This window comes from Marinobacter halotolerans (assembly GCF_008795985.1).
GTDB lineage: Bacteria > Pseudomonadota > Gammaproteobacteria > Pseudomonadales > Oleiphilaceae > Marinobacter > Marinobacter halotolerans.
In genome coordinates this window covers 1,779,466-1,801,311 of the sequence record NZ_VMHP01000001.1, presented here as the reverse complement: position 1 = coordinate 1,801,311, position 21,846 = coordinate 1,779,466, and the positions used below count along the sequence as shown (strand labels likewise).

Annotated in this window: 14 protein-coding genes; 8 read left to right on the top strand and 6 right to left on the bottom strand. The window is 58.0% G+C overall.

The window, feature by feature from the left end; all coding sequences use genetic code 11:
- Nucleotides 1-10: 10 nt before the first annotated feature.
- From FPL19_RS08315 to FPL19_RS08295, 5 genes are read right to left on the bottom strand one after another with little or no spacing between them, the layout of a single operon-like run.
- Nucleotides 11-3,280 (bottom strand): type I restriction endonuclease subunit R, encoded by a 3,270-nt coding sequence (locus tag FPL19_RS08315; RefSeq protein WP_150911974.1) that lies wholly within the window; start codon nt 3,278-3,280, stop codon nt 11-13.
- A complete protein-coding gene (locus FPL19_RS08310; protein ID WP_150911973.1) occupies nt 3,273-4,178 on the bottom strand; it encodes a nucleotidyl transferase AbiEii/AbiGii toxin family protein in 906 nt (301 codons plus the stop codon). Before FPL19_RS08310 ends, FPL19_RS08315 begins: the two co-directional genes overlap by 8 nt.
- A 48-nt stretch (nt 4,179-4,226) precedes the next feature.
- Entirely contained in the window at nt 4,227-4,847 is a 621-nt protein-coding gene (locus FPL19_RS08305) for a type IV toxin-antitoxin system AbiEi family antitoxin domain-containing protein (RefSeq protein WP_225314341.1), read from the bottom strand.
- 54 nt (nt 4,848-4,901) lie between these two features.
- On the bottom strand, nt 4,902-6,224 hold the full coding sequence (locus FPL19_RS08300) for a restriction endonuclease subunit S (protein ID WP_150911972.1): 1,323 nt from the start codon (nt 6,222-6,224) through the stop codon (nt 4,902-4,904).
- Complete coding sequence (locus FPL19_RS08295; protein ID WP_150911971.1) at nt 6,221-8,332, bottom strand: type I restriction-modification system subunit M; 2,112 nt, start codon at nt 8,330-8,332, stop codon at nt 6,221-6,223. The genes FPL19_RS08300 and FPL19_RS08295 overlap by 4 nt, the downstream gene beginning before the upstream one ends.
- 153 nt (nt 8,333-8,485) lie before the next feature.
- On the opposite strand from FPL19_RS08295, the gene FPL19_RS08290 reads away from it, so the two are divergent.
- Nucleotides 8,486-9,163 (top strand): hypothetical protein, encoded by a 678-nt coding sequence (locus FPL19_RS08290; RefSeq protein ID WP_150911970.1) that lies wholly within the window; start codon nt 8,486-8,488, stop codon nt 9,161-9,163.
- A 4-nt stretch (nt 9,164-9,167) separates the two neighbouring features.
- Here FPL19_RS08290 and FPL19_RS08285 read toward each other — a convergent pair whose 3' ends face one another.
- A complete protein-coding gene (locus tag FPL19_RS08285) occupies nt 9,168-11,849 on the bottom strand; it encodes a nitrate reductase (protein ID WP_225314340.1) in 2,682 nt (893 codons plus the stop codon).
- A gap of 354 nt (nt 11,850-12,203) precedes the next feature.
- On the opposite strand from FPL19_RS08285, the gene FPL19_RS08280 reads away from it, so the two are divergent.
- The 7 genes from FPL19_RS08280 to nirB all read left to right on the top strand — a co-directional run bounded on the left by FPL19_RS08280 (nt 12,204) and on the right by nirB (nt 21,680).
- Nucleotides 12,204-12,824, top strand: coding sequence for an ANTAR domain-containing response regulator (locus FPL19_RS08280; protein WP_150911968.1), 621 nt, complete (start codon nt 12,204-12,206; stop codon nt 12,822-12,824).
- 45 nt (nt 12,825-12,869) lie between these two features.
- Nucleotides 12,870-14,054 (top strand): CmpA/NrtA family ABC transporter substrate-binding protein, encoded by a 1,185-nt coding sequence (locus FPL19_RS08275; protein WP_150911967.1) that lies wholly within the window; start codon nt 12,870-12,872, stop codon nt 14,052-14,054.
- 308 nt (nt 14,055-14,362) lie between these two features.
- Nucleotides 14,363-15,730 carry a CmpA/NrtA family ABC transporter substrate-binding protein gene (locus tag FPL19_RS08270; protein WP_150911966.1) on the top strand — a complete coding sequence of 456 codons (1,368 nt, stop codon included), beginning with the start codon at nt 14,363-14,365 and terminating at the stop codon, nt 15,728-15,730.
- A gap of 50 nt (nt 15,731-15,780) precedes the next feature.
- On the top strand, nt 15,781-16,776 hold the full coding sequence (locus FPL19_RS08265; protein ID WP_150911965.1) for an ABC transporter permease: 996 nt from the start codon (nt 15,781-15,783) through the stop codon (nt 16,774-16,776).
- 49 nt (nt 16,777-16,825) lie between these two features.
- Entirely contained in the window at nt 16,826-17,674 is an 849-nt protein-coding gene (locus FPL19_RS08260; protein ID WP_263656799.1) for an ABC transporter ATP-binding protein, read from the top strand.
- A gap of 201 nt (nt 17,675-17,875) precedes the next feature.
- A complete protein-coding gene (locus tag FPL19_RS08255) occupies nt 17,876-19,135 on the top strand; it encodes an NAD(P)/FAD-dependent oxidoreductase (protein ID WP_225314339.1) in 1,260 nt (419 codons plus the stop codon).
- Nucleotides 19,136-19,160: 25 nt separating this feature from the next.
- Nucleotides 19,161-21,680 (top strand): nitrite reductase large subunit NirB, encoded by a 2,520-nt coding sequence (nirB, locus tag FPL19_RS08250; protein WP_150911963.1) that lies wholly within the window; start codon nt 19,161-19,163, stop codon nt 21,678-21,680.
- Nucleotides 21,681-21,846 lie beyond the last annotated feature (166 nt).

Sequence of the window (21,846 nt, the reverse complement as noted above, 5' to 3'; positions counted from 1 at the left end):
AAGGAATAAGCTAAGCCACCCATTTCCGGCCACTGGCCGCAAACTCCACCACCAGCTCAAAAACGTTGTCACACTTCTCCTTGAAAGCCACCCGATCATAGCTCTCCGGTAGATCTTTATCTAAAACCTCCTCGATAGCTGCCTTTACAGCCCTTTGAGTCTGACCATCTTTCCACCAGTCCTGCACCAATACTTTTGGATGGCCTTCGAGCAACCGGATGATCAGATCCTTTGCCGCCAGCTTTACTCTCTGTTCCTCGGCTTTGGTGAGTTTGTCCTTTTTCAACAGGTCATAGATTTCCAGCTCATCCTCGCTGAGCCCTTCGCGAATATGCCGTTCTGATTCTTCTCGAATGTTGCCAACGTACTGGACCAGATCTTCGTAGTATGCATCGGCGGAGGAACTCCCGGAATTGTACTTGTCGATAATCTCCTGCAACCGCTGGGCAAAGTCGGTGCGGGTATGGTTCTGCTCAAGAAGCTGCTGCAGCTTATCTTCTATAAACGCACGCAACTCTGCGATCTCAATGTGTTTGTATTCAGCTTTCTTGAAATCCTCTCGGAGCTTGTCGTAGTTGATCTTGCTCAGGTCCCACCCCTGGCCCTTCTGAACGATCTCATACTCCGCCCGGTGCTCCTTGATGTTGAAAGCCTCGGCATTGTCCACCACCACGCTCTCATCCAGCAGCTCCGAGATTTTCTGGCTGATCTCATCGATATCGGCCTGTTCCACCAGCGCATCGACCACTCCGCGGAGATACTGAATAGCGGCTATACGCTGATTATCATGCTGCTGGAAGATTTCGGGCTTGCAGGCCTCATATAACGCCGTCACGGTGTTCTCGTACACGTTAAACTGCTTGCGCCAGTCTTCTTTGCTCAGAAGGGTATCCGCCGCCTGGTTGAAGAACCCGATGTTCTTGAACGTATCCTGCTTCTCAAACACGGTATTCATCTCGATATCCCGCTCCCGGCAGAACTCCAGCGTTTGGGTAACGGCATCATCGAGTAATTCAAATAGCTCGGACTTTTCCTGAACCGGCTGTTCCTCGCCATCCGCACCCTGTGCATAATCTTTCAGGGCCTTGCGCATGTTGCGGAACACGTTGTAGTAATCGACAATTTCGCCGTTCTTCTTCTCGACCAGGTCACCACTGTGGCCTTTGACGCGAAATGAAGCGACCCGATTGGCCCGGGCAATGGTCTGCATCAGGCTGTGGCCCTTCATGGGCTTATCGAGGTAGAGCGTGGACACGGTGGGCGCGTCGAAACCGGTCAGCCACATGGCACAGACAAACACCAGTTGCAGGGGGTGTTCCGGGTCCTTGAAGTTGTACTCCACGTCGTGCATGTGTTGATCAAGCTGGTCCAGCCGCTTGATGTGGGGCTTGATGTCCAGCCCCTGTTTCTCGAACCTCTCCTCATCCGCTTTCGGGTCACTGATCACCACGGCCATCTCGACCGTTTTCATATAATCTCGGATCTTCTTGAAGCGGGTCTTTTCAACCTCGTTGGTCGACTCCTTGATCAGCTTCAGCAGGCGTTTCTGTTCGTCTTTCCAGTGCTGCTGCACCTTGTCGTACATGCGCACGGCGGTGAATTTGTCTAGTGTGATCACCATGCCTTTGCCCAGATAACCACGACGCGGGAAGTGGTACACGATGTCCCGGGCAATGGTATCCAGGCGGTCGTCCCGCTTGATCAATTCCAGTTCCCGGGCGTACTTTTTCTCGAGCTTTTCCTGTTGGGCTTCATCCAGGTTTTCGTCTTCCAGTAGCTCGTAGAATTCATCACCGAGATCGTCGTTCTGGATCAGAACCTTGGGTACCCGTTTCTCATAGAACAGTGGCACGGTGGCGTTGTCTTCCATGGCCTGCTGGAAGTTGTACTCGGACACGTAATCGCCAAACCAGTTATTGGTCTTACGATCACGCCCCAGCAGCGGCGTACCGGTGAAGGCCAGGAAATGCGCCCCCTTCAGGCCTGCTCGCATGTTTTCAGCCAGATTCTTGTACTGGGTGCGGTGGGCCTCATCCACCATCACGATGATTTCCCGGTTTTCCTTATCCGGGTCAAACAGTTTTGGGTATTTGCGGCCCTTGTCGTACCGGAATTTCTGAATCAGCGTGAAGACCACTTTCTTGTTCTGGCCCAGAAACTTACGCATTTCCTCAGCATTGGCCGGTTGCGCAGCATCCTGTTCGCGAACCGTCTCTGTATGAAGGAAGTTCCGGTAAATCTGCCCGTCCAGATCCTGGCGATCGGTCACCACCACAAAGCTGAAGTTGCCAGTGGCTTTCCGGAAAATTTTGCGAGCGTAAAAGATCATCGAAAAGCTCTTGCCCGAGCCCTGGGTATGCCAGAACACGCCCAGTTTGCCGTCGTGCTCGCGGCGATTCAGGAAACGCGCGTAGGCGTTGTTGACACCCAGGAACTGGTGATTCTGGGCGATGATCTTGGTTTCGCCTTTGTGGAACAGGATGAAGTTCTCGACGTAATCCAGCAGGCGAGCCTTTTCACAAAGGCCGTCGGCGGCGTGTTCCAGGCTGGTGCCCTGCTGGGTAATTTCTTTACGGTTGACCGCTTCATCCTCACTCTCCACCCGGAACCAGTTGAAGAAATGCTCCCAGCCGGCAGTGAAACTGCCCACACGGGTTTCCAGGGCATTGGACAGCACGCAAAAGGCATTGCAGTGAAAAAGTTGGGGGATGTCGTGCCGATAACTGCGCAGGTTATCCTCGAAGGCATTGCGCAGCCGCACGTTGGAGTTCTTCAGCTCGACAAAGACCAGAGGCAATCCATTGACGTACAGGATCACATCCGGGCGACGATAGGCGGCTTTGGGAGCTTGTCCGACGGATTTGATCCATAGCTGGGAGACGGCCAGCCAGCGATTCTGTTTCGGTTCGTCAAAATTGACCAGCCGGACTTTCTCGTGCTGTTTGATGCCCCGCTCATCATCAAACTCGACGGGCACCCCGTCCCGGATCAAGTCGTACAGTTCGCGGTTGGCGGCAATCGGAGACATGGCCGCACGCCGCTCCATAATTCGCCCCATGGCCTCATCGACGTTGGCTTCCGGGATATCGGGATTCAGGTGAAGGCAGGCGGTTTTTAACTCAACGGGGAATATGACATCCCGCTTATCGGCACGGTTTGAGCCATCGTTCAGGTCTTCCGGCTTGGCGGTATAGCAGTCCAGCACATTGAAACCGTGAATGTGCTGGAGACGCTGCAACAGCGCCTGCTCTATATTATCTTCCGAGATAAAACTAGCCATCGGCCTGCCAACTCCATGGACCGGGTGGGCGCCAGGTTTCCTCGAGGACATCCTCGGCGCTGCGCGCCATCACAGGACTGAGAAACTCAACCACCGCCTCTACAACTTCCGAAAAGGCCTCTGGCACATGGTCTTGGCCAAGGCGATTACGGAAAGCCTGCCACTGTGGCTGCTTGCTGTCCACAAACGCGGCAGAAAAGGGATTGCTTGCAGGAATGTCGGTTGCTCTTTTTTCGAACGTGCGCTCGACCGCCCCCTTCAAATGATCCAACCGGAATTCATGCTGCCGGGACAGAAGCCAGATATCGTAAAAGTCCTTCATCCGGCTGTTCAGTTCGCCCAGGTTCACCATCGCCTGGAACTTCTCGGCAATGGACGATTCAGGGGTGTAGCACTGAATCCGTGCAGCCGGGAAATCCAGTAGGGTTGGAAATTCCAGCCAGGAGGGAAACGGAAAGATGGGATCGCCAAAGCCAATATCCAGTTGCATCGGAATTCTGGCCGTGTCGAGAAAGCCGGTAAACGTCACCCGCAGCCCCTGATAGTCTGCATCTTCGGTGATCGCTTCTGCGTTCAGGGTATCCGGATCAAAACGCAAGCCATCATCCGTAACCTCAGTCGCGATAACGCCTCGCACCTGAGCCAGAATCGCCTCCGGCTCATTACTGGTCTGGCCCAACATATCGATATCCCGTGTCGGACGGCTGGTCGGCCCCTGCAAGGCCCAGAGCATCAGTGCACCCTTGAGGGTAAAATTCCCACTGTGAGGCGACTGGCTAAGCCGGTAAAGAAAGCGCTCCATCGCGTAATACTGCAACAATTCCTGAAAGGGGCGTTTTTCTTCCCGGGCTTTATTCAGCAGCTTCTGACGAACAGACGCGGCGGTGTTTTTGGCCATCGTGATCTCCTTTCACTTCGGTTTTTCCATTGACCGGGTGCGATTCACTCAGAGTTTGGCTTCCACGTATGGCGCCATAACGTTGGCGACCCGGCAGACTCTGGCGTATTCCATCAGTTTGCCCGGAAGAAAGGTTTTACGGGTGCGGTATAATTCCAGAGCCTCCAGCACCACATCCATGCCGATGCGGTTGCGGAACTTGAAGCAGTCCGCCAGGGTTTTTTCCGGGTTGTAGACGTTCAGATTGATGCCATCCACCTCCACCTGCTCAATGCCTGCGCTAAAAGCCGCCCCGGAAAACCGGTACCCGGCCACCGGCGGATAATCCAGAACCGGCAGGCGTGCATCCCGCGCCACCGCCAGATGCACCTGATGGGGAATCTGAGTGGTGATGCCATGCCAATCCAGGGCCGAAATCAGGCAAAGCACCGCATGGGGGAAACGGGTGGCGGCGGCCACCAGATCCGGATTTTGAATGGGCGGCAGGTCCCCCAGCCGGTATAGACCACGGCTGACCGGCTCGATCAGTCCGTCGTCCCGGAGCTGATAGAATTGGTACCGACTAAAGCCCCGGGCCAGCGCCTCACTCAGGCGAAGCTGTCCGCCGTGCTGTCGGAACAGGGTTTGGAGTTGTGCCCGGGAAGATTGGGCAGAGCCGGAATCAGACAAATCGTCACCACTTATTAATATCTGGTGACAGTTTGTCTGATTAGTATCGAGGGTTCAAGCGGCGGCTTCGGCGGCACTGTCCGACTGGTCGCCATTCATCGAGGGCGGGAACTGGATATCCAGGTTTTCCACGGAGAGTTTGCCGGAAATCAGGCGGGGGAGGAGTTGGTTTTTCGTCCACTCCAACATATCGATTTGCTGTTCCAATTTCTCTATCTGCTCATAAACCGGCTCAAGCAGCTTCACGAACTTCTCCACTGTCGGCGTATCTGGAACAAGATATTTCTGTTTTCCAATGAGATCCGGCTTCAAATGCAGAACATTTGCACCATTAGCCAACTCCTTCAATGCTTCAGATACTCCGGAATAGCGCAGGTGGGCATGGGTAAAAATATCCGGCCAGAAAAAGGCAGATATTTTTACAACATCCAGAGAGATGATCCCGTTGGTTTCTCCCAAATATGGAACACGCGCAGCTCGACCAATAACCTCTCGGTTCTGTGTCATGTCGGTCACTGCCATCACAACGTCGCCACGGTTCACCTGCTGCTGATCTCGGAACTCCCCTCGGAAATACTTCAAACCGTTGCTTCTGTATCCACCACCACGATTGAAATTCTTGAGGTTGATGAAAGGGCGGCCACCATTCAACTGATCGGATATTTCTTCGCTGGAGTAAGACTTGCCCTTAACTACTTCAAACAAATCATCGCCCTGTGCCACCACCCAGGAGGCAGGAAGCCCCTTTTCAAACCCCGCCTCCTGCCACCCCGGAAACCGGAAGCGCACAAACCACTCGCGGTAGATTTCCTCGGCCATGTTTTCCAGCAAAGTGATGCGTCGTTTGTTGTTTTCGATCAGGTCATCGTAGTGGCACAAAACTGCTGCTATCTTTTTCTGAGTCTCCAATGGAACTCTGGGTATAGGCCATTGTTCCAGTACCGCCATATCAAGCTTTTTCGTACCGTGGGCTGCTTCAGAAGCAGAATCTTTAATCGGGTTAGACTGCGATTTGAGATAGTAGTATGTAAAGGTCCGGTCAAACTCATCACAGGGTATGACCGCTTTTACATCCTGATTAAACGCCATATCCCTCATAGCCATCGAGACACGGAATTCTTTGGCTAGCGACATGCCTCTCACAACAATGAAAGAAGTTCCTTTCGGAACGAGCCGGCTACCAGTTCGAGCACCTTCTTCGGTCAGAGCGTACTCGGTATTGTGTATGCGCTCGGATGTCATCTCTCCAGAAGTAACCCAGGGTATCTGGCCATTCCAATAGCTCTCAGTGCTTTTGTTGGGCGTACCACCTGAGAGAAATTTGACTACTGATCCGAGGTTGGTAAGTGGCCAGTGCCTAGCAACCAATGCGCTCATGCATCATCTCCACACAACTCGTCCAGGCTACTTACGATATCGCGCGTAAGTACTTCTGCTACTCCTGAGAGCTCACGCAACTGGATCTTCATTTCCGACAAATCTGAGAGGAACTCCTCTTCTGTCTTCCCGTCCTCTTCAATCACAACCCCTACATACCGCCCCGGATTCAGGGAATAATCCTGCTCTTTCACTTCCTCCGGTGTCGCCAGTTTGCACAGGCCAGTTACATCCTCGTACTGGGCATTCGGGAAACGCTCCTGCAACCAGTGGATGTGCTGGTAATAGGCCTCTGCACTTCGAACCTCTTTGTGCAGCTCCTCCAGTGCTTCTTTCAATCGGCGGGCGTTACGGTCGGTGGTGGTTCGTTTACCGGCTTGTCTGGCTTCTTCCGCTCTGGCTTTTTCGTGCTGGCGCACCACTTTGTCCAGTTGTTTCAGGCCGGTGTGCAGTTGCTGGAAGAAGGGATCGAATGTCGCTCTCAGTGCCTGCTGGGCTCGGTTGGCGGCTTCAATGGCCTCCGGGGTGGTCAGGTGCAGGTTGGCGGACTGGAAGTAAGCATCGCTGGCCTGCTGCAGGGCTTTCAGACCCTGCCACTGGCTGACCAGTTCGCCCACGGCCTGTTTGCCCTGGGCATCGTCCAGCACGTCCAGCAACTGTTCACTGACCGGTTCCACCTTTTCCCGGTTGGCCCGCAGTTGTTCCATGCCCTTGCGGAAGTAGCTGTCCACCAGCCGGACAAAGTCCGCCCGCTTACCCTTATGCAGCTTGCTGATAATGGCGATGTTCTGGACTTGTTCTTCACTGAACTCCCGGTGCGTTTTATCGATAACCGAAAAGATATTGCGGGCGTCGATAAACAGGATGCGGTCCTCCTGCTTGTTCTTGTCGAAGAACCAGAGGGTGGCGGGCAGGGTGACTGTGTAGAACATGTTGGACGGCAGAGTGAGCATGCCGTAGATCAGGTTGTTCTCGATCAGGGTCTGGCGAATGTCCGCTTCGCTGTGCCGGGCATCGGAAGCCGAATTGGCCATTACCAGAGCCGCCCTTCCGCTGTCCTGGGTGTTGTCCTTCAGGGAGGTGGCGAACAGGTTGATCCACAGGTAATTGGCGTTGGGGACCGTTTCCTTGCCCTGTTCGCTGGCTTTGGCCTTGGTTTTCTTGCGGGGCAGGCCGTAGGTGTTGAAACGGGGATCGTTCTCAACCGTTGCCAGGGGCACATCGTCGACGTTGAACGGCGGGTTCGCCATGACAAAGTCGAACTGACCAACCTCTTCGAACGGTTTTTCGCTGTAACTGTTCGCTTGCCGAACATCGCCCCGAAGGCCGTTCACCGCCAGGTTCATTTTGGCCAGCTTGACGGTATCCAGAGTTTTCTCCTGGCCGTACACGTACAGCTGATCTTCATGATGCGCCTCGCCAAGCTCGTCCAGTTTTCTGCGGTGGGCTTCCACAAACTGTTGGGACTGTACGAACATGCCCCCGGATCCACAGGCCGGGTCATACACCGTGCCGTGGTGGGGCTCGATGATTTCCACCATCAGTTTGACCACCGAGGTGGGCGTGAAAAATTCGCCGCCTTTCTGCCCTTCGCTCAGCGCGAACTTACCAAGGAAATACTCGTAAATCTTGCCGAAGATGTCACCGCCGGCATCAATGGGTATGTCAGAGAAGGTTTTCAGCAATTCGCCCAGCAGCGTATTGCTGGTACGCGTGAGCGCGAAATACTCGTCTTTCGGCAAAATGCCGTCCAGCTCGGTCTTGTAGTCTTCGATGGCTTCCATGGCCTGTTTGATTTTCTTGGCCAGATCCTCGCTTTCCGGCAGGTTCAGCAGGTAGCTGTAGCGCGCGTGATCCGGCAGGTAAAAGCCGCACTTCTGAATCGCAATGTCAGAGATCGACTTTTCGCGACGGCCGCCCTTCAGCGCCGCAAACTCTTTGGTAATTTCTGCCTCAGCACGCTTGTATTTGTTGTCGGCAAACTTCAGGAAAATCAGCCCAAGCACCGGCGTGGCGTATTCGCTGGATTTGAGATCGGAATTGGCCCGCAGGTTATCGGCAGCAGACCAGAGGTCGTCTTCAAGCTGTTTGAGCTGTTCGGCATTCATGATGGAAAGGCGTCTCCTGAAACTACCACTGCACAAAATGTGGAGAGACTCTAAACAACATTAACGACTCAAGCCATAGCAAACTGGCCATTCCATCGTTAACCTTATCCCCACTCAACAAGCAAGCCACATTAGCGCTGAACCCTGGATGTAATGACGACCACGAAGCCAAGCAACGCCCGACAAATCGGCAAACTGATGTGCACCGTGACCGAACAGGTTCTCTGGTCGCCCTCCCACAACCAGCTGATTTGCCGAGTGGGGTCTGGACAGGCCACCTATCACCGGTTTGACCCCGGCACAGGGCAGCATCAGATTACCTATGGCGCGAAGATGATCGAGGCCAAGTATCGGCCGGAAACCGCTGGCGGCTGGCTTTCGGGGCGGGAAATCCAGCAGCGCGGGTATTTTGACGGGGAGCTCAGCCCGCTAAATCTGCTGGCCCACACCTGCTGCCATGAGTTCGCCCACCTGTTGCAACACAATGCGAGCCAGCGATTCCGGGGGTCGGTGCATAACCGGCATTTCTACAGAATTCTGGACGATCTTCATACCAGTGGGCGGGCAAAGGCGACAAGAACTACTCTGGCAGATCTTGCCGAGCGGCAGGGGCTGGCGTTGTCGCCGGAGGGTTTTGAACTGCCCGAGCTGACTGGGGACCGGTCATGCTGGGCCATCGGTGATGCCGTCGCCTTTGCCACAGGCAGGGGGGAGAAGCGCGGGGAGATTCTTCGGGTCAATCGCAAGACCTGCACGGTCCGTGGCACAGGGTTCTCCCGGGGCGTGCGCTACCGGGTGCCCATGCAGCTTCTGCGCAAAACCGCGGCCTGATCGTTCAGTCCGATTCCGCCACAGTTGCAGGCACTGCCTGGTCAATCAGGGTGCGCAATTCCGGGATACAGGATCCGCAGTTCGTGCCGCATTTCAGGGTACTGCCCAGGGCCTGGACGGTATTCCGGCCTTCGTCAATCGCCCCTGCAATCTGTTTCTCCCCTACCTGAAAACAACTGCAGACAATGGCGCCGGTATCCTCCACCGCCACATCCCGGGCGGAAAGCAGGTTTCGACGCTGCGCCTCAGACAGTGCCTGTTCCGCAAAACAGGCATCCAGCCATGTCACGTCCGGCAACCGGGTCGGGTCGCGATCCAACAGCAGAACCGCTTCCAGCCGCCCGTCGACAATCCGGGCGGCCCGGTAACGTCCTTCTGCCGGGTCTGCCATTACCAGCTGGGCTCGACCGTTGAGCCAGTCCGACAGAGTTCCGGGCCATTCAAGAGGGGTTCGACCCGCCAGCCACCAGCTCTCACTGTGCGCCAAAGGTACGCGACACCAGTAGTCAGCCTGCCACCGTCTGGGGCGGCTCTTGCGAACCAGGAGGCGGCCATGCCAGGCCGCGCGAAACGGGCTGATAGACGCCAGGCCATGCTTGGATTCCGGCTGTCCGGACACCGGGTCTGTCACGTTCCGGGTCAGAACGGTGGCAATGCCGTGGGAGCTGAACTGCCGGCTCCAGTGGATGGGAATAAACACCTCCCCCGGCCGCTGCTGGCTGCTCTCCCTGATCCGACCCACGAACCGGCCGCCCCCCAGGGTGAGGCTGGCCAGGTGTCCCGACATGACTCCGTAGCGGTGCAGATCCTGGGGATGCATCTCGACAAAGGGTTCCTGGCGGTGGGCCAGCAAACGGGACGTGTTTGCCGTGCGGGTCATGGTGTGCCACTGGTCGCGGATACGGCCGGTATTCACCACCACCGGGCTCTGCGAGTCCGGTAGCTGCGTAGGCAGCACGGTGGCCACCGGTATAAACCGGGCGCGGCCGTTGTCGGTGGTAAAACGGCCATCACCATAGAGTCTTGATGCGTCCTCTGTGGTGTCGTTCACCGGCCACTGGACCGGCTGAAGCGATCGATAATCGTCATCAGAGATTCCGGCGAGCCCGGCAATATTGAAGATCCGGCTGCCATCGTTTTCGAATGCTGACAGGGCGGCATGCTCACGGAATATCTGAGCCGGGTTCTGGTAACCAAAGGCGTCGCCGAAGCCCAGTTTCCCTGCCACCGCGCTCATGATCCACCAGTCCGGTCGGACCTCAGCGGGCAGGGGCAGAAACGACCTCTGTCGGGAAATGCATCTTTCCGAGTTGGTCACCGTGCCGTCTTTTTCACCCCAACCGGCGGCGGGCAGCAGAATATCCGCGTGAACGGTGGTGTCGGTGGTGGCGGTACAGTCAGAGACAATCACGGTAGGGCAGCGTGCCAGCGCCTGCTGTACCCGTTCGGAATCGGGCAGGCTGACGGCGGGGTTGGTACCCATGATCCACAACACACGGATATCGCCGCGGTGCACCGCTTCGAACAGATCCACGGCTTTAAGACCGGGACCATCGGCAATGGCCTCGGATCCCCAGAAGCGCTGAACCCGCTCCCTGGCCCCGGGGGTGTGGTAATCCATATGCGCCGCCAGTGTATTTGCCAGCCCGCCGACTTCGCGCCCACCCATGGCATTGGGCTGGCCGGTCAGGGAAAAGGGGCTGGCACCGGGTTTGCCAACACGCCCGGTTGCCAGGTGGCAGTTAATGATGGCGTTGCCCTTGTCGGTTCCCGCGACAGACTGGTTGATGCCCTGGGAAAATCCCGTCACCGTTCTGGGCGTTTGCCCGAACCACTGATAGAAAGCCTCCACGTCGTCCGGGTCCAGATCACACTGCTCTGCCACCGATGCCATTGACGGCGCCGCCGCCTCGGCCATTTCCAGTGCTGCTTCAAAATCCTGACAGTGCTCGGCAATGTAATCGCTATCCAGGTACTGCTGCCGGGCCAGCCATACCAGCAATCCATTAAACAGGATGGTATCGGTGCCCGGCCGCAGTGCCAGATGCAGATCCGCCAGCTCGGTGGTGGCAGTCCGTCTGGGGTCAATCACCACCACCCGGCGGCCTTCCCGGGCAGACGCCTTCATACGCTGATAGAGCACCGGGTGGGCCCAGGCCGCGTTGCTGCCCGCCAGTACCAGCAGGTCGGCCAGCTCGAGATCCTCATAGCAGCCCGGCACCGCATCGGCCCCGAAGGCGCGCTTGTGGGCGGCAACCGCCGACGACATACAGAGTCGGGAGTTGGTGTCTACATGGGGGGTTGCGATAAACCCTTTGGCCAGTTTGTTGGCGATGTAGTAGTCCTCGGTCAGCAGCTGCCCGGACAGATAGAAAGCGACCGATTCCGGCCCGTAATCGTCAATGCTTGTACGGATGGCTTGGGCTGCTTGGTCTATCGCAACACTCCAGTCACGCCGACGGCCCCGCACCATGGGAAACATCAGCTTGCCCTCACGGCCCGTGGTCTCGTGCAGGCTGGCGCCTTTGACACAGAGCCGTCCAGAATTGGCCGGGTGGGCCCGGTCGCCTTCAACGCCCTGTTGAGCCTCCACAGTTGCCAATACGCCACACCCCACACCGCAGTAGGGGCAGGTAGTGCGAATGCAGCTGTCGTCAGTGTCCGGGGCAGTGCCTTCAGTAGTCACGGCGTCTCCTGTAAACAAAAAAAGCCCGCCGGTCTGCTTTCTCATGAAGATCGAGCAGACCGGCGGGCTTCTTTGCCATTGTCATTTATATTCCTGAACCACATTGCTGCAAATCCAGGGCCAGCTCCCAAAAGCCCCAATTTCCGCGATCTAGCAGGGCGGCGCAGGTCACATTACGGTGCAGTCCCCGGAAAAATGCCCCACAAGCTGGCAGAAATAGTGGGTGGCGCCGAACCCAGACGACAGCCAGGCCCGTGCAATAGAGGCGTTTCCCATGGGCTGGCAAAATTATTGCTGGTAACCGGCATCAGAGCGACAAACCCAGCATTCAGTGCCTGTACCGAGGAAAGCATCATGAGTTCGCAAACCCCCCTTCGCATTCTGCTTATCGACAAGGATCCGGAACGGGCCAGTCAGGTGTGTGAAGCCCTCCGGCACGAAGGCCACGATGTCATCCGCCAACGTCCGGACGCCACCGGACTGACAGCCGCCGTCGCCAGGGATCAACCAGATATGGTCATTATCGACATGGACTCGCCCGACCGGGACACCCTGGAGAACCTGAGTACGCTGAACACCCACGCGCCGCGGCCTATCGTATTCTCAGCTAATGAACCCTGTGACCGGGCCACCATGCAGGCAGCCGTGAAGGCTGGCGTGAGTGCCTATGTCATTGATGGCATCCAGCCCGAGCGGGTCAGGTCCATCATTGATTCAGCCGTCGTGCAGTTCGAGTCTTTCCAGGCCCTACGGGCCGAACTGGAGGAAACCCGCACCGCCCTGGAAGATCGCAAGGTGATCGAGAAAGCCAAAGGTCTGATCATGCGCCACGAAAACTGCGACGAGGAAACCGCCCATCGCATGCTGCGCAGTGCCGCGATGGAACACAGTGAACGCCTGGCAGTTATGGCTGAGCGGGTGATTGCGGTCACCGAAGGCCGAAACCGCAACGGCGAGATCCAGAGAGCCTCATAATCCCGAGAGCCTCAAAATAAAGAAACCGAACACCAGGAAATCTGAATGGTAAACCCGACACCACTCCATCGGCACTCAGGCTTTCACGTGAAGCTCGGATTCGTGCCTCTACTGGACAGCGCCCCACTGATCGTTGCCCGCGAGCTGGGCCTTTTCGATGCGGAAGGCCTGGACGTGGAACTCGTGCGCGAGGAGTCCTGGGCATCGCTGCGGGACAAGGTGAGCTTCGGGCTGGTAGATGGCGGACATATGCTGGCTCCCATGCCCCTGAGCATGTCCCTGGCAATGGATCGTCCCCGGGTGCCGGTGGTTGTTGGCATGGTGCTGAGCCGCAATGGCAACGGTATTACCCTGAACAACACTATCTACAACTATCTGATCACCTCAGGGACTGATCTGGACGATCCCATTGCCACGGCCCATGCGCTGGTGGCGCTGGCCCGCTCCCGACGGGAACCCATACGCCTTGCTTCGGTATCGCCCTGGTCCAGCCACGACCTGCAACTGCGGGACTGGCTGGCGTCGGCGGGCCCGGATGCCCAGTCACAGGTACAGATTATTCCGGTGTCTCCGGTTCAGATGGCCGACGCCTTTCGAGCGGAAGTTGTCGAGGGCTGCTGCGTAGGTGAGCCCTGGAACAGCCTGCTGGAATACGAGCAGCTGGGGCGCATTCTCCATTCCGGACACCAGATATGGCAGAACGCCCCGGAAAAGGTCCTGGGCATGCGCTCGGACTGGACCGAACAACACAGCACCATGCATCGCCACCTGATCCGGGCCCTGTTAGCCGCCTGCCAGTGGTTGGACAATGCGCACAACCATGGCCTGCTGCGGGAAATTCTTGCCCGCCCCGAATACCTGGGTGAGCGCATTAACGCCCTGGACAGCCATCCCTACAGCCTGTTCCATCCGCGCCTGCATCAGCACTTTTTCCAGCATTCTGCCAATTTTCCCTGGGTTTCCCAGGGCCACTGGCTGGCATCCCGTCTGGCGCTACGTCAGCAACTAGGTTCGGTGACCGGCGAAATGGTCAGAGAAGTCTACCGTCCGGATCTGTTCCGGGAGGCCGCCGCCTCCATGGGCATTGATACACCGGTGATCGACAGCAAGACGGAAGGGCGGCATCAGGAACCCTTCACCCTGTCCGGTCGCTACGGCCCAGTGCACGTGGCAAGCGACCGTCTTCTGGGAGAGCAACTTCACGACTGGCGCGTGGGTGCGGTGGACTGAGCATGGCCCAGCGCGGCGCCCAGGAATGAAGCGTCACGCACTAAAACGGTGGGTCGCGGAGCTCTGGAGCCCCTTGCCTTGCCGGCCGAATTTTGAACTCTTCATGTTTTTCAATGAGATAGAAATCTGGCACACCATCTGCTTGTTACCTTTCAGACAATTTGGATTCCCGGTCCTCCGTCGATCGGGGTGAAACCTTAAACAGATCATCAGGCATTGGCGCCTGCCTCCCGACCACGGGTGGCAGGCTTTTTTTTGTCTGTAAAACCTTCAGGCGCGCATTTCAGGCGCAATACAGGGAGCACATCATGGAGAGCACCAAGAAATTAAGAACACTGGCCGCCGCACTACTATTGGCAACAGGCCTGGGTACCGCCCAGGCGGAGATCGGACCGGCGGAAAAACCGGATCTGAAACTGGGGTTTATCAAACTGACCGATATGGCCCCGCTGGCAGTCGCCTGGGAGAAAGGCTTTTTCCTGGATGAAGGCCTGTTTGTGGAGTTGATTGCCCAGGCCAACTGGAAGGTGCTGCTGGATGGCGTAGTGACAGGCACCCTCGACGGCGCCCACATGCTGGCGGGCCAACCCCTCGGTGCCACCATCGGATACGGCACCCAGGCGGACATCATCACCGCGTTCAGTATGGACCTGAACGGCAACGGCATCACCGTTTCCAACGACGTCTGGGAGCAGATGAGCCCGCAGATTCCGAGTAATACCCAGGGCAATCCGGTTCATCCGATCAGCGCCAGCACCCTCAAACCCTTGATCGAATCCTACCGCAACCGGGGAGAACGCTTCCGCATGGGCATGGTGTTTCCGGTTTCCACCCACAACTACGAATTGCGCTACTGGCTGGCCGCCGGAGGCCTGAACCCCGGCCTTTATGCACCGCAGAGAGGCGATACCAGTGGCACAATCGATGCTGATGTCCACCTGTCAGTAACCCCGCCGCCCCAGATGCCGGCCACCATGGAGGCCGGAACCATACAAGGCTACTGTGTGGGCGAGCCCTGGAACCAACAGGCCGTGTTCAAGGGCATTGGTGTACCGGTGATTACCGATTATGAAATCTGGCCCAACAACCCGGAAAAAGTCTTTGGCGTGACCGAAGCCTGGGCCGAGAAGAACCCGAACACCCACCTTCGCCTATTGCGCGCACTGATTCGTGCCGCCCACTGGCTGGATGAAAACAACAACGCCAACCGCCCGGAAGCCGTGGAAATTCTGGCCCGCTCCAGCTATGTCGGGGCAGATGAGGAAGTCATTGCCAATTCCATGACCGGCACCTTTGAGTATGAGAAGGGCGACGTCCGAAAAGTGCCTGACTTCAATGTGTTCTTCCGCTACTACGCAACCTATCCCTATCCGTCTGATGCCATCTGGTATCTCAGCCAGATGCGCCGCTGGGGCCAGATTCCCGAGCCCAAGTCCGACGACTGGTACATGGAAACCGCCGCCAAGGTTTATCGCGCGGACATCTACAAGCAAGCAGCTAAATCCCTGATCGAAGACGGCAGCCTCAGCGCCGGGGACTTCCCGGACCTGGACGCGGAAAACTTCGCCCGTCCCCATCAGGGCGAACTGATCGACGGCGTGGCGTTCACTCCCCGCGAGCCCAACGCCTACATCAACAGTTTCGAGATCGGCCTGAACGGCGCTGAAACCCCGTAACAACGACCAGTAAAGACGATCCGTAACGACGGAATGTCAGGAGACATCACATGACGACCATCAGCCAGAACGCTCCAACCTCGTCGGGAATGCGCTGGCTCCGCGCCCTGGCCGATCGACTGGCCGGACGGAGCCTTGCGGAAACCGGCCGGCAGATGTTGCTGCCCGCCATCGGCATTGTCCTGTTCCTGGGGTTCTGGCATCTGGCCGCCCCCCAGGTACAGACCTCCCTCGGCGCCTTCCCAGGCCCGGCGGAGGTGTGGGACCAGTCCGGCCAGCTGTGGCAGGAACACAGCGCCCAGCGTGAACGCGCCGACAAGTTTCTGGCGATGCAATTGGAGCGCAACCAACGCATTCTGGCGGAGAATCCGGATGCGGACGTGAAAATCCGCGACTACACCGGTGCGCCCACATTCTTCGACCAGATCTTGACCAGCCTGATCACCGTGCTGGCGGGCTTTGCATTGGCAACGGTCATTGCCGTACCGCTTGGCATCATTGTGGGCCTGAACCGCCACTTCTCGGCGGCGGTAAACCCGCTGATCCAGGTGTTCAAGCCGGTATCCCCGCTTGCCTGGCTGCCGCTGGTGACCATGGTGGTCTCGGCCACTTACGTCAGCGATGACCCGATGTTCGAGAAATCCTTCCTGACGTCAATGATCACCGTCACCCTGTGCAGCCTCTGGCCCACGCTGATCAATACCAGTGTCGGTGTGTCGGCGGTCAATCCCGACCTGCTGAACGTTTCCAAAGTGCTCCGCCTGTCGTTCTGGACCCATGTTCGCAAGGTCGTCCTTCCATCCTCGGTGCCCATGATCTTCACCGGCCTCCGGGTTTCCCTGGGCATCGCCTGGATGGTGCTGATCGCCGCCGAAATGCTCGCCCAGAGCCCCGGCCTCGGGAAGTTTGTCTGGGACGAATTCCAGAATGGCAGCAGCGAATCCCTGAGTCGCATCATGGTCGCCGTACTTGCGATCGGCTTCATCGGGTTTCTACTGGATCGGGTGATGCTGGTTATCCAGAAGAAAGTCGCCTGGAACGAATGAGGAGTCTGATATGAGCAACAAACCACATTTAGAACTGACCAACGTTCAGATGGCGTTCGACACCCAGAACGGACCCTTCGTGGCGCTGGAGAACGTTGATCTGAAGATTCGCAAAGGCGAGTTTGTGTCGCTGATTGGCCACTCCGGTTGCGGTAAATCCACCGTTCTGAACATTGTCGCCGGGCTTTTGCAGGCTACGCGTGGTGGCTGCGTGCTGGATGGCCATGAAGTGAATACCCCCGGGCCGGAACGGGCCGTGGTATTCCAGAATCATTCGCTGATGCCGTGGCTCACCGTGTATGAAAACGTCGAGCTGGCGGTACAGCAGGTGTTCAAGAAGAGCATGAGCAAGCGCGAACGCCGGGACTGGATTCTTCACAACCTGAAGCTGGTCAACATGGACCACGCCCTGGACAAACGCCCCGGCGAGATTTCCGGCGGAATGGCCCAGCGTGTGGGCATCGCCCGCGCTCTGGCAATGAAGCCCAGCGTGCTGCTGATGGACGAACCTTTCGGGGCGTTGGACGCACTGACCCGGGCCCACCTGCAGGATTCGCTGATGAGGATCCAGCAGGACCTGAACAGCACGGTGATCATGATCACCCACGACGTGGACGAAGCAGTGCTGCTGTCGGACCGCATCGTGATGATGACCAACGGGCCCGCCGCCACTATCGGAGAGGAGTTGCACATCGAACTGCCCCGGCCCCGGAACCGGGTAACGCTGGCGGATCATCCGGAGTATGTACGCTATCGGCAGGCGGTTCTATCGTTCCTCTATGAAAAGCAGAGTTTCCCGGGCAAGACCGAGGATAAAGGCACCCCTGCGGTGCAACCCGCCCTATCACGGCGCACAGAAGAGCAGGAAGAAGAACCGAAATTATCAGTAACTGCCTGACTTTTAGGGCTTTTAATAATTGGCACGACCTTCGCAAAGTATTAGATAGACAAGGAAGACTGTCCCGGCCGCGGATTCGGCCGGACCATCAGATCATTGTTGTTGGCATTGGCGCCGGGCTATCAAATCTTTTCGAAGAATTGGTACTCCGGCTTTTTTTGGTCTGGCGAAAAGCCAGACCGGACGGGAGCGAACGGACCTATGGCGGGACCTATTGCGGGAATCGAAACGATGGATACGGAGCAGCCGCAAACGCTGGTGATCTGCGGCCATGGCATGGTGGCGCAACGCCTGCTCGAGCAGCTTGTTGACCAGCCCCGGCACCCTTATGGCCGGATCGTGGTCTTCAACGGCGAACCCACGCCCGCCTACAATCGAATCCAGCTCTCGTCCGTGCTGGCAGGTGAGGCAGACGAGCGCAGCCTGGCCCTGTCCTCCGCTGACTGGTTCACCCGCCACAACATCACCGTGCACCAGGGCGATCCGGTCACCGGCCTGGATCGGGAAAACCGCACCGTGACAACGGCTGCCGGCCGGGTCGAACGCTACGACAGACTGGTCTTCGCGACCGGTTCACAGCCGGCTCCGCTGGGCATTCCGGGCGAGGGGCTCAAAAACGTGCTGGTTTTCCGCGATCTCAACGACACCCGTCGCCTGATCGAGCTCAGCCAGCGCCACCGCCGCGCGGTGGTGATTGGTGGCGGCTTCCTCGGACTCGAAGCGGCAGAAGGGCTGCGAAGCCGGGGCATGGCCGTGACCGTGCTGCACCGCAGCCAGCACCTGCTTAATCGCCAGCTGGATGAAACCGGCGGCGTCCTGCTGGCGGATGCCCTGACTGACCGAGGCATGAACATCCGCACCGGCGCTTCGCCCTCGGCTTTCCTGGGGCGCAACCTGGTTCGCGCCGTGCAACTGGACGACGAAACCCTGATCAGTACCGACATTGTTGTAGTCGCTGCGGGCATTACCCCCAACGTACAGCTTGCAAGGGACGCGGGCCTTGCCTGCGGACGGGGCATTGTCGTGGACTCGCAAATGACCACCAGCGATCCGTGCATCCACGCGTTGGGCGAATGCTGTGAGTTTGACGGCGAAACCTTTGGCCTGGTGGAGCCGGGCTACCAACAGGCCCGGGTACTGGCAGAACAATTGGCCAACCCGGCCAGTGACAGCGCCTTCGAACCGGCCACTATTCCCGCGCGGCTCAAGATCAGCGGTATACCCATTTTCTCCTGCGGCCAAACCCGTGCAGATCGGCACACCGAATCGGTGGTCTGGCAGGACCTTGAAACCAACCGCTATTGCCGGCTGCTGATCTGCGATCAGCGACTAAAAGGTGTGGTTCTGGTTGGCGACACCAGTGACGGCCCCTGGTTCAGTGAACGCATTCAGCAGGCAGATGACATCAGCGCATTCCGCGATCATCTGGCCTTTGGCAAGCATTACTGCGAAGCGGCTTAGCCGCCAGCAAGAGAGAGGAAACATCATGAGCAAGAAAAAACTGATCGTCATCGGCAACGGCATGGTCGGCCACCACTTTCTGGAAAAGCTGGTGGATACACCTGCAGCCGCCGACTTTGATATCAAGGTATTTGGCGAAGAGAAACTGTTGGCCTACGACCGGGTGCACCTGTCTGAATACTTCAGCGGCTCCACCCACAGCGACCTGGCCATGGGTACCGCCGAATGGTACGCCGAACATCAGATTGACCTGCATCTGGACGAAGGTGTCACCGGAATCGACCGAGACGGCCAGGTAGTCAAAACAGCTCAGGGCGAATACACCTACGACGAGCTGGTACTGGCCACCGGGTCCTATCCGTTCGTGCCACCCATCAAGGGCAACGACAACCCTCACTGCCTGGTCTACCGCACCCTGGAAGATCTTGATGATATCCGCGCCAGCGCCAATGGCGTGAAGACCGGCGTCGTGGTCGGCGGCGGCCTGCTGGGACTGGAAGCGGCCAATGCCCTGAAAAGTCTGGGCCTTGAAGCCCATGTGGTGGAATTTGCCCCGCGCCTGATGCCGGTACAGCTGGACAGCGACGGCGGCGCCCTGCTCAAGCACAAGATTGAAGAGCTTGGCGTTCAGGTCCACACCGAAAAAGCCACCACCGAGATCATCGACGGCGAAAACGCCCGCCTGCGGATGAACTTCAGTGACGAGACCCATCTGGAAACCGACCTGATTGTGTTCTCCGCCGGTATCCGCCCGCAGGATGCGCTGGCCCGAAGCTGCGGCCTGGACATCGGCGAACGTGGCGGCATCATCATCAACGATCAGTGCACCACCTCCGACCCGCACATTCACGCCATCGGCGAGTGCGCCCTATGGAGCGAAAAAATCTTTGGCCTGGTTGCCCCCGGCTACACCATGGCCCGCACCATGGCCTCGGTACTGAACGGCGATCAGGAAGCCGCCTTCACCGGCGCAGACATGAGCACCAAACTGAAGCTGCTGGGCGTGGACGTGGGCTCCATCGGCGATGCCCACGGCCAGACAGAGGGCGCCAAGAGCATCCGCTTCAATGACGAACAGGCGGGACATTACCGCCGCATGGTCATCAGTGAAGACGGCAAGAAGCTGCTCGGCGCCATTCTGGTCGGCGACAACGGCCCATACGACACCCTGTTGCAGTACGCCCTGAACGAGATCGACCTGCCGGAGAGCCCGGAAACGCTGATTCTTCCGGAAAGTGAAGGGGGTGCTCCCGCTCTGGGCCCGGATGCCCTGCCGGAAACCGCCTCGATCTGCTCCTGCCACAACGTCACCAAGGGCGACATCTGCGGCGTGATTGACGCGGGCTGCAGCGACCTTGGTGCTGTCAAAGGCGAAACCAAAGCCAGCACCGGCTGCGGTGGCTGTGCCGCCCTGCTGAAAACAGTGGTGGACAGCGAGCTGGAAAAGCGCGGGGTGGAAGTCAGCAAGGACATCTGCGAGCACTTTCCCTTCAGCCGTCAGGAGCTGTTCCATCTGGTCAAGGTGAATGGCATCCGCACCTTCCAGACCCTGATCCGTGACCATGGCAAGGGCCACGGCTGCGACATCTGCAAACCGGCGGTGGGATCGATCCTGGCCACCTGCTGGAACGAGCACGTGCTGGCCACCGACCACGTGCCCCTGCAGGACACCAACGACACCTTCATGGCCAACATGCAGAAAAACGGCACCTATTCCATCGTGCCCCGCGTGCCGGGCGGGGAAATCACCCCGGACAAGCTGATTGTGCTGGGCCAGGTGGCCAAGGAATACAACCTGTACACCAAGATCACCGGCGGCCAGCGCATCGATCTGTTCGGTGCGACCCTGAGCGAGCTGCCTGAGATCTGGGAAAAGCTGATCGCCGCCGGCTTTGAAACCGGCCACGCCTACGGCAAAGCCCTGCGCACGGTGAAATCCTGCGTTGGCAGCACCTGGTGCCGCTATGGCGTACAGGACAGCGTGGGCATGGCGATTCACCTGGAAGACCGCTACAAGGGCCTGCGGGCCCCCCACAAGATCAAGTTTGCTGTATCGGGCTGTACCCGCGAATGCGCGGAAGCCCAAAGCAAGGACATTGGCGTGATTGCCACCGAAAACGGCTGGAACCTCTACGTCTGCGGCAACGGCGGCATGCGCCCGCGCCATGGCGACCTGTTTGCCACCGACCTGAACGATGAGGAACTGGTCTCCACCATTGACCGGGTTCTGATGTTTTACGTGCGCACGGCGGACCGTCTGCAGCGCACCAGTGTGTGGATGGAAAACCTGGAGGGCGGTCTGGATTACCTCAAGCAGGTGGTGCTGGAAGACAGCCTGGGCATTGGCGCGGAGCTGGAAGAGCACATGGAGGGCCTGGTGGGCACTTATCAGTGCGAGTGGAAGACCGCCGTTGAGGACCCGGAGAAGCGCAAGCGCTTCCGCGAGTTTGTGAATGCGCCGGAGAAGAAGGATCCGGTGCAGCAGTGGACTTCGGAGCGGGGGCAGAAGCGGCCTGTGCTCGAATCTGAGGTGGAGCCTGCTTAAGACTGGTAACTCGGGAGTCTGGGACTGCAGGACTTATAGATTGGGGTGGAGCGCGGGGGTCGGAATTGTTTTCCCTTGGGAAAAAATTCCGACCCCCACACTCACTGGACTATGAGTTGTCGCGGCTTACAGATTTATTGGGTTTCACGCTGATGACGTGGAAGGA

Bases quoted from the DNA above. Each gene is read 5' to 3' on its own strand.
- FPL19_RS08270 (WP_150911966.1), top strand. From the start codon at position 14,363: ATGGAGAGCACCAAGAAATTAAGAACACTGGCCGCCGCACTACTATTG.
- FPL19_RS08290 (WP_150911970.1), top strand. From the start codon at position 8,486: ATGACGACCACGAAGCCAAGCAACGCCCGACAAATCGGCAAACTGATG.
- FPL19_RS08315 (WP_150911974.1), bottom strand. From the start codon at position 3,280: ATGGCTAGTTTTATCTCGGAAGATAATATAGAGCAGGCGCTGTTGCAG.
- FPL19_RS08300 (WP_150911972.1), bottom strand. From the start codon at position 6,224: ATGAGCGCATTGGTTGCTAGGCACTGGCCACTTACCAACCTCGGATCA.
- FPL19_RS08295 (WP_150911971.1), bottom strand. From the start codon at position 8,332: ATGAATGCCGAACAGCTCAAACAGCTTGAAGACGACCTCTGGTCTGCT.
- FPL19_RS08280 (WP_150911968.1), top strand. From the start codon at position 12,204: ATGAGTTCGCAAACCCCCCTTCGCATTCTGCTTATCGACAAGGATCCG.
- FPL19_RS08265 (WP_150911965.1), top strand. From the start codon at position 15,781: ATGACGACCATCAGCCAGAACGCTCCAACCTCGTCGGGAATGCGCTGG.
- FPL19_RS08310 (WP_150911973.1), bottom strand. From the start codon at position 4,178: ATGGCCAAAAACACCGCCGCGTCTGTTCGTCAGAAGCTGCTGAATAAA.
- FPL19_RS08275 (WP_150911967.1), top strand. From the start codon at position 12,870: ATGGTAAACCCGACACCACTCCATCGGCACTCAGGCTTTCACGTGAAG.
- FPL19_RS08255 (WP_225314339.1), top strand. From the start codon at position 17,876: ATGGCGGGACCTATTGCGGGAATCGAAACGATGGATACGGAGCAGCCG.
- nirB (WP_150911963.1), top strand. From the start codon at position 19,161: ATGAGCAAGAAAAAACTGATCGTCATCGGCAACGGCATGGTCGGCCAC.
- FPL19_RS08260 (WP_263656799.1), top strand. From the start codon at position 16,826: ATGGCGTTCGACACCCAGAACGGACCCTTCGTGGCGCTGGAGAACGTT.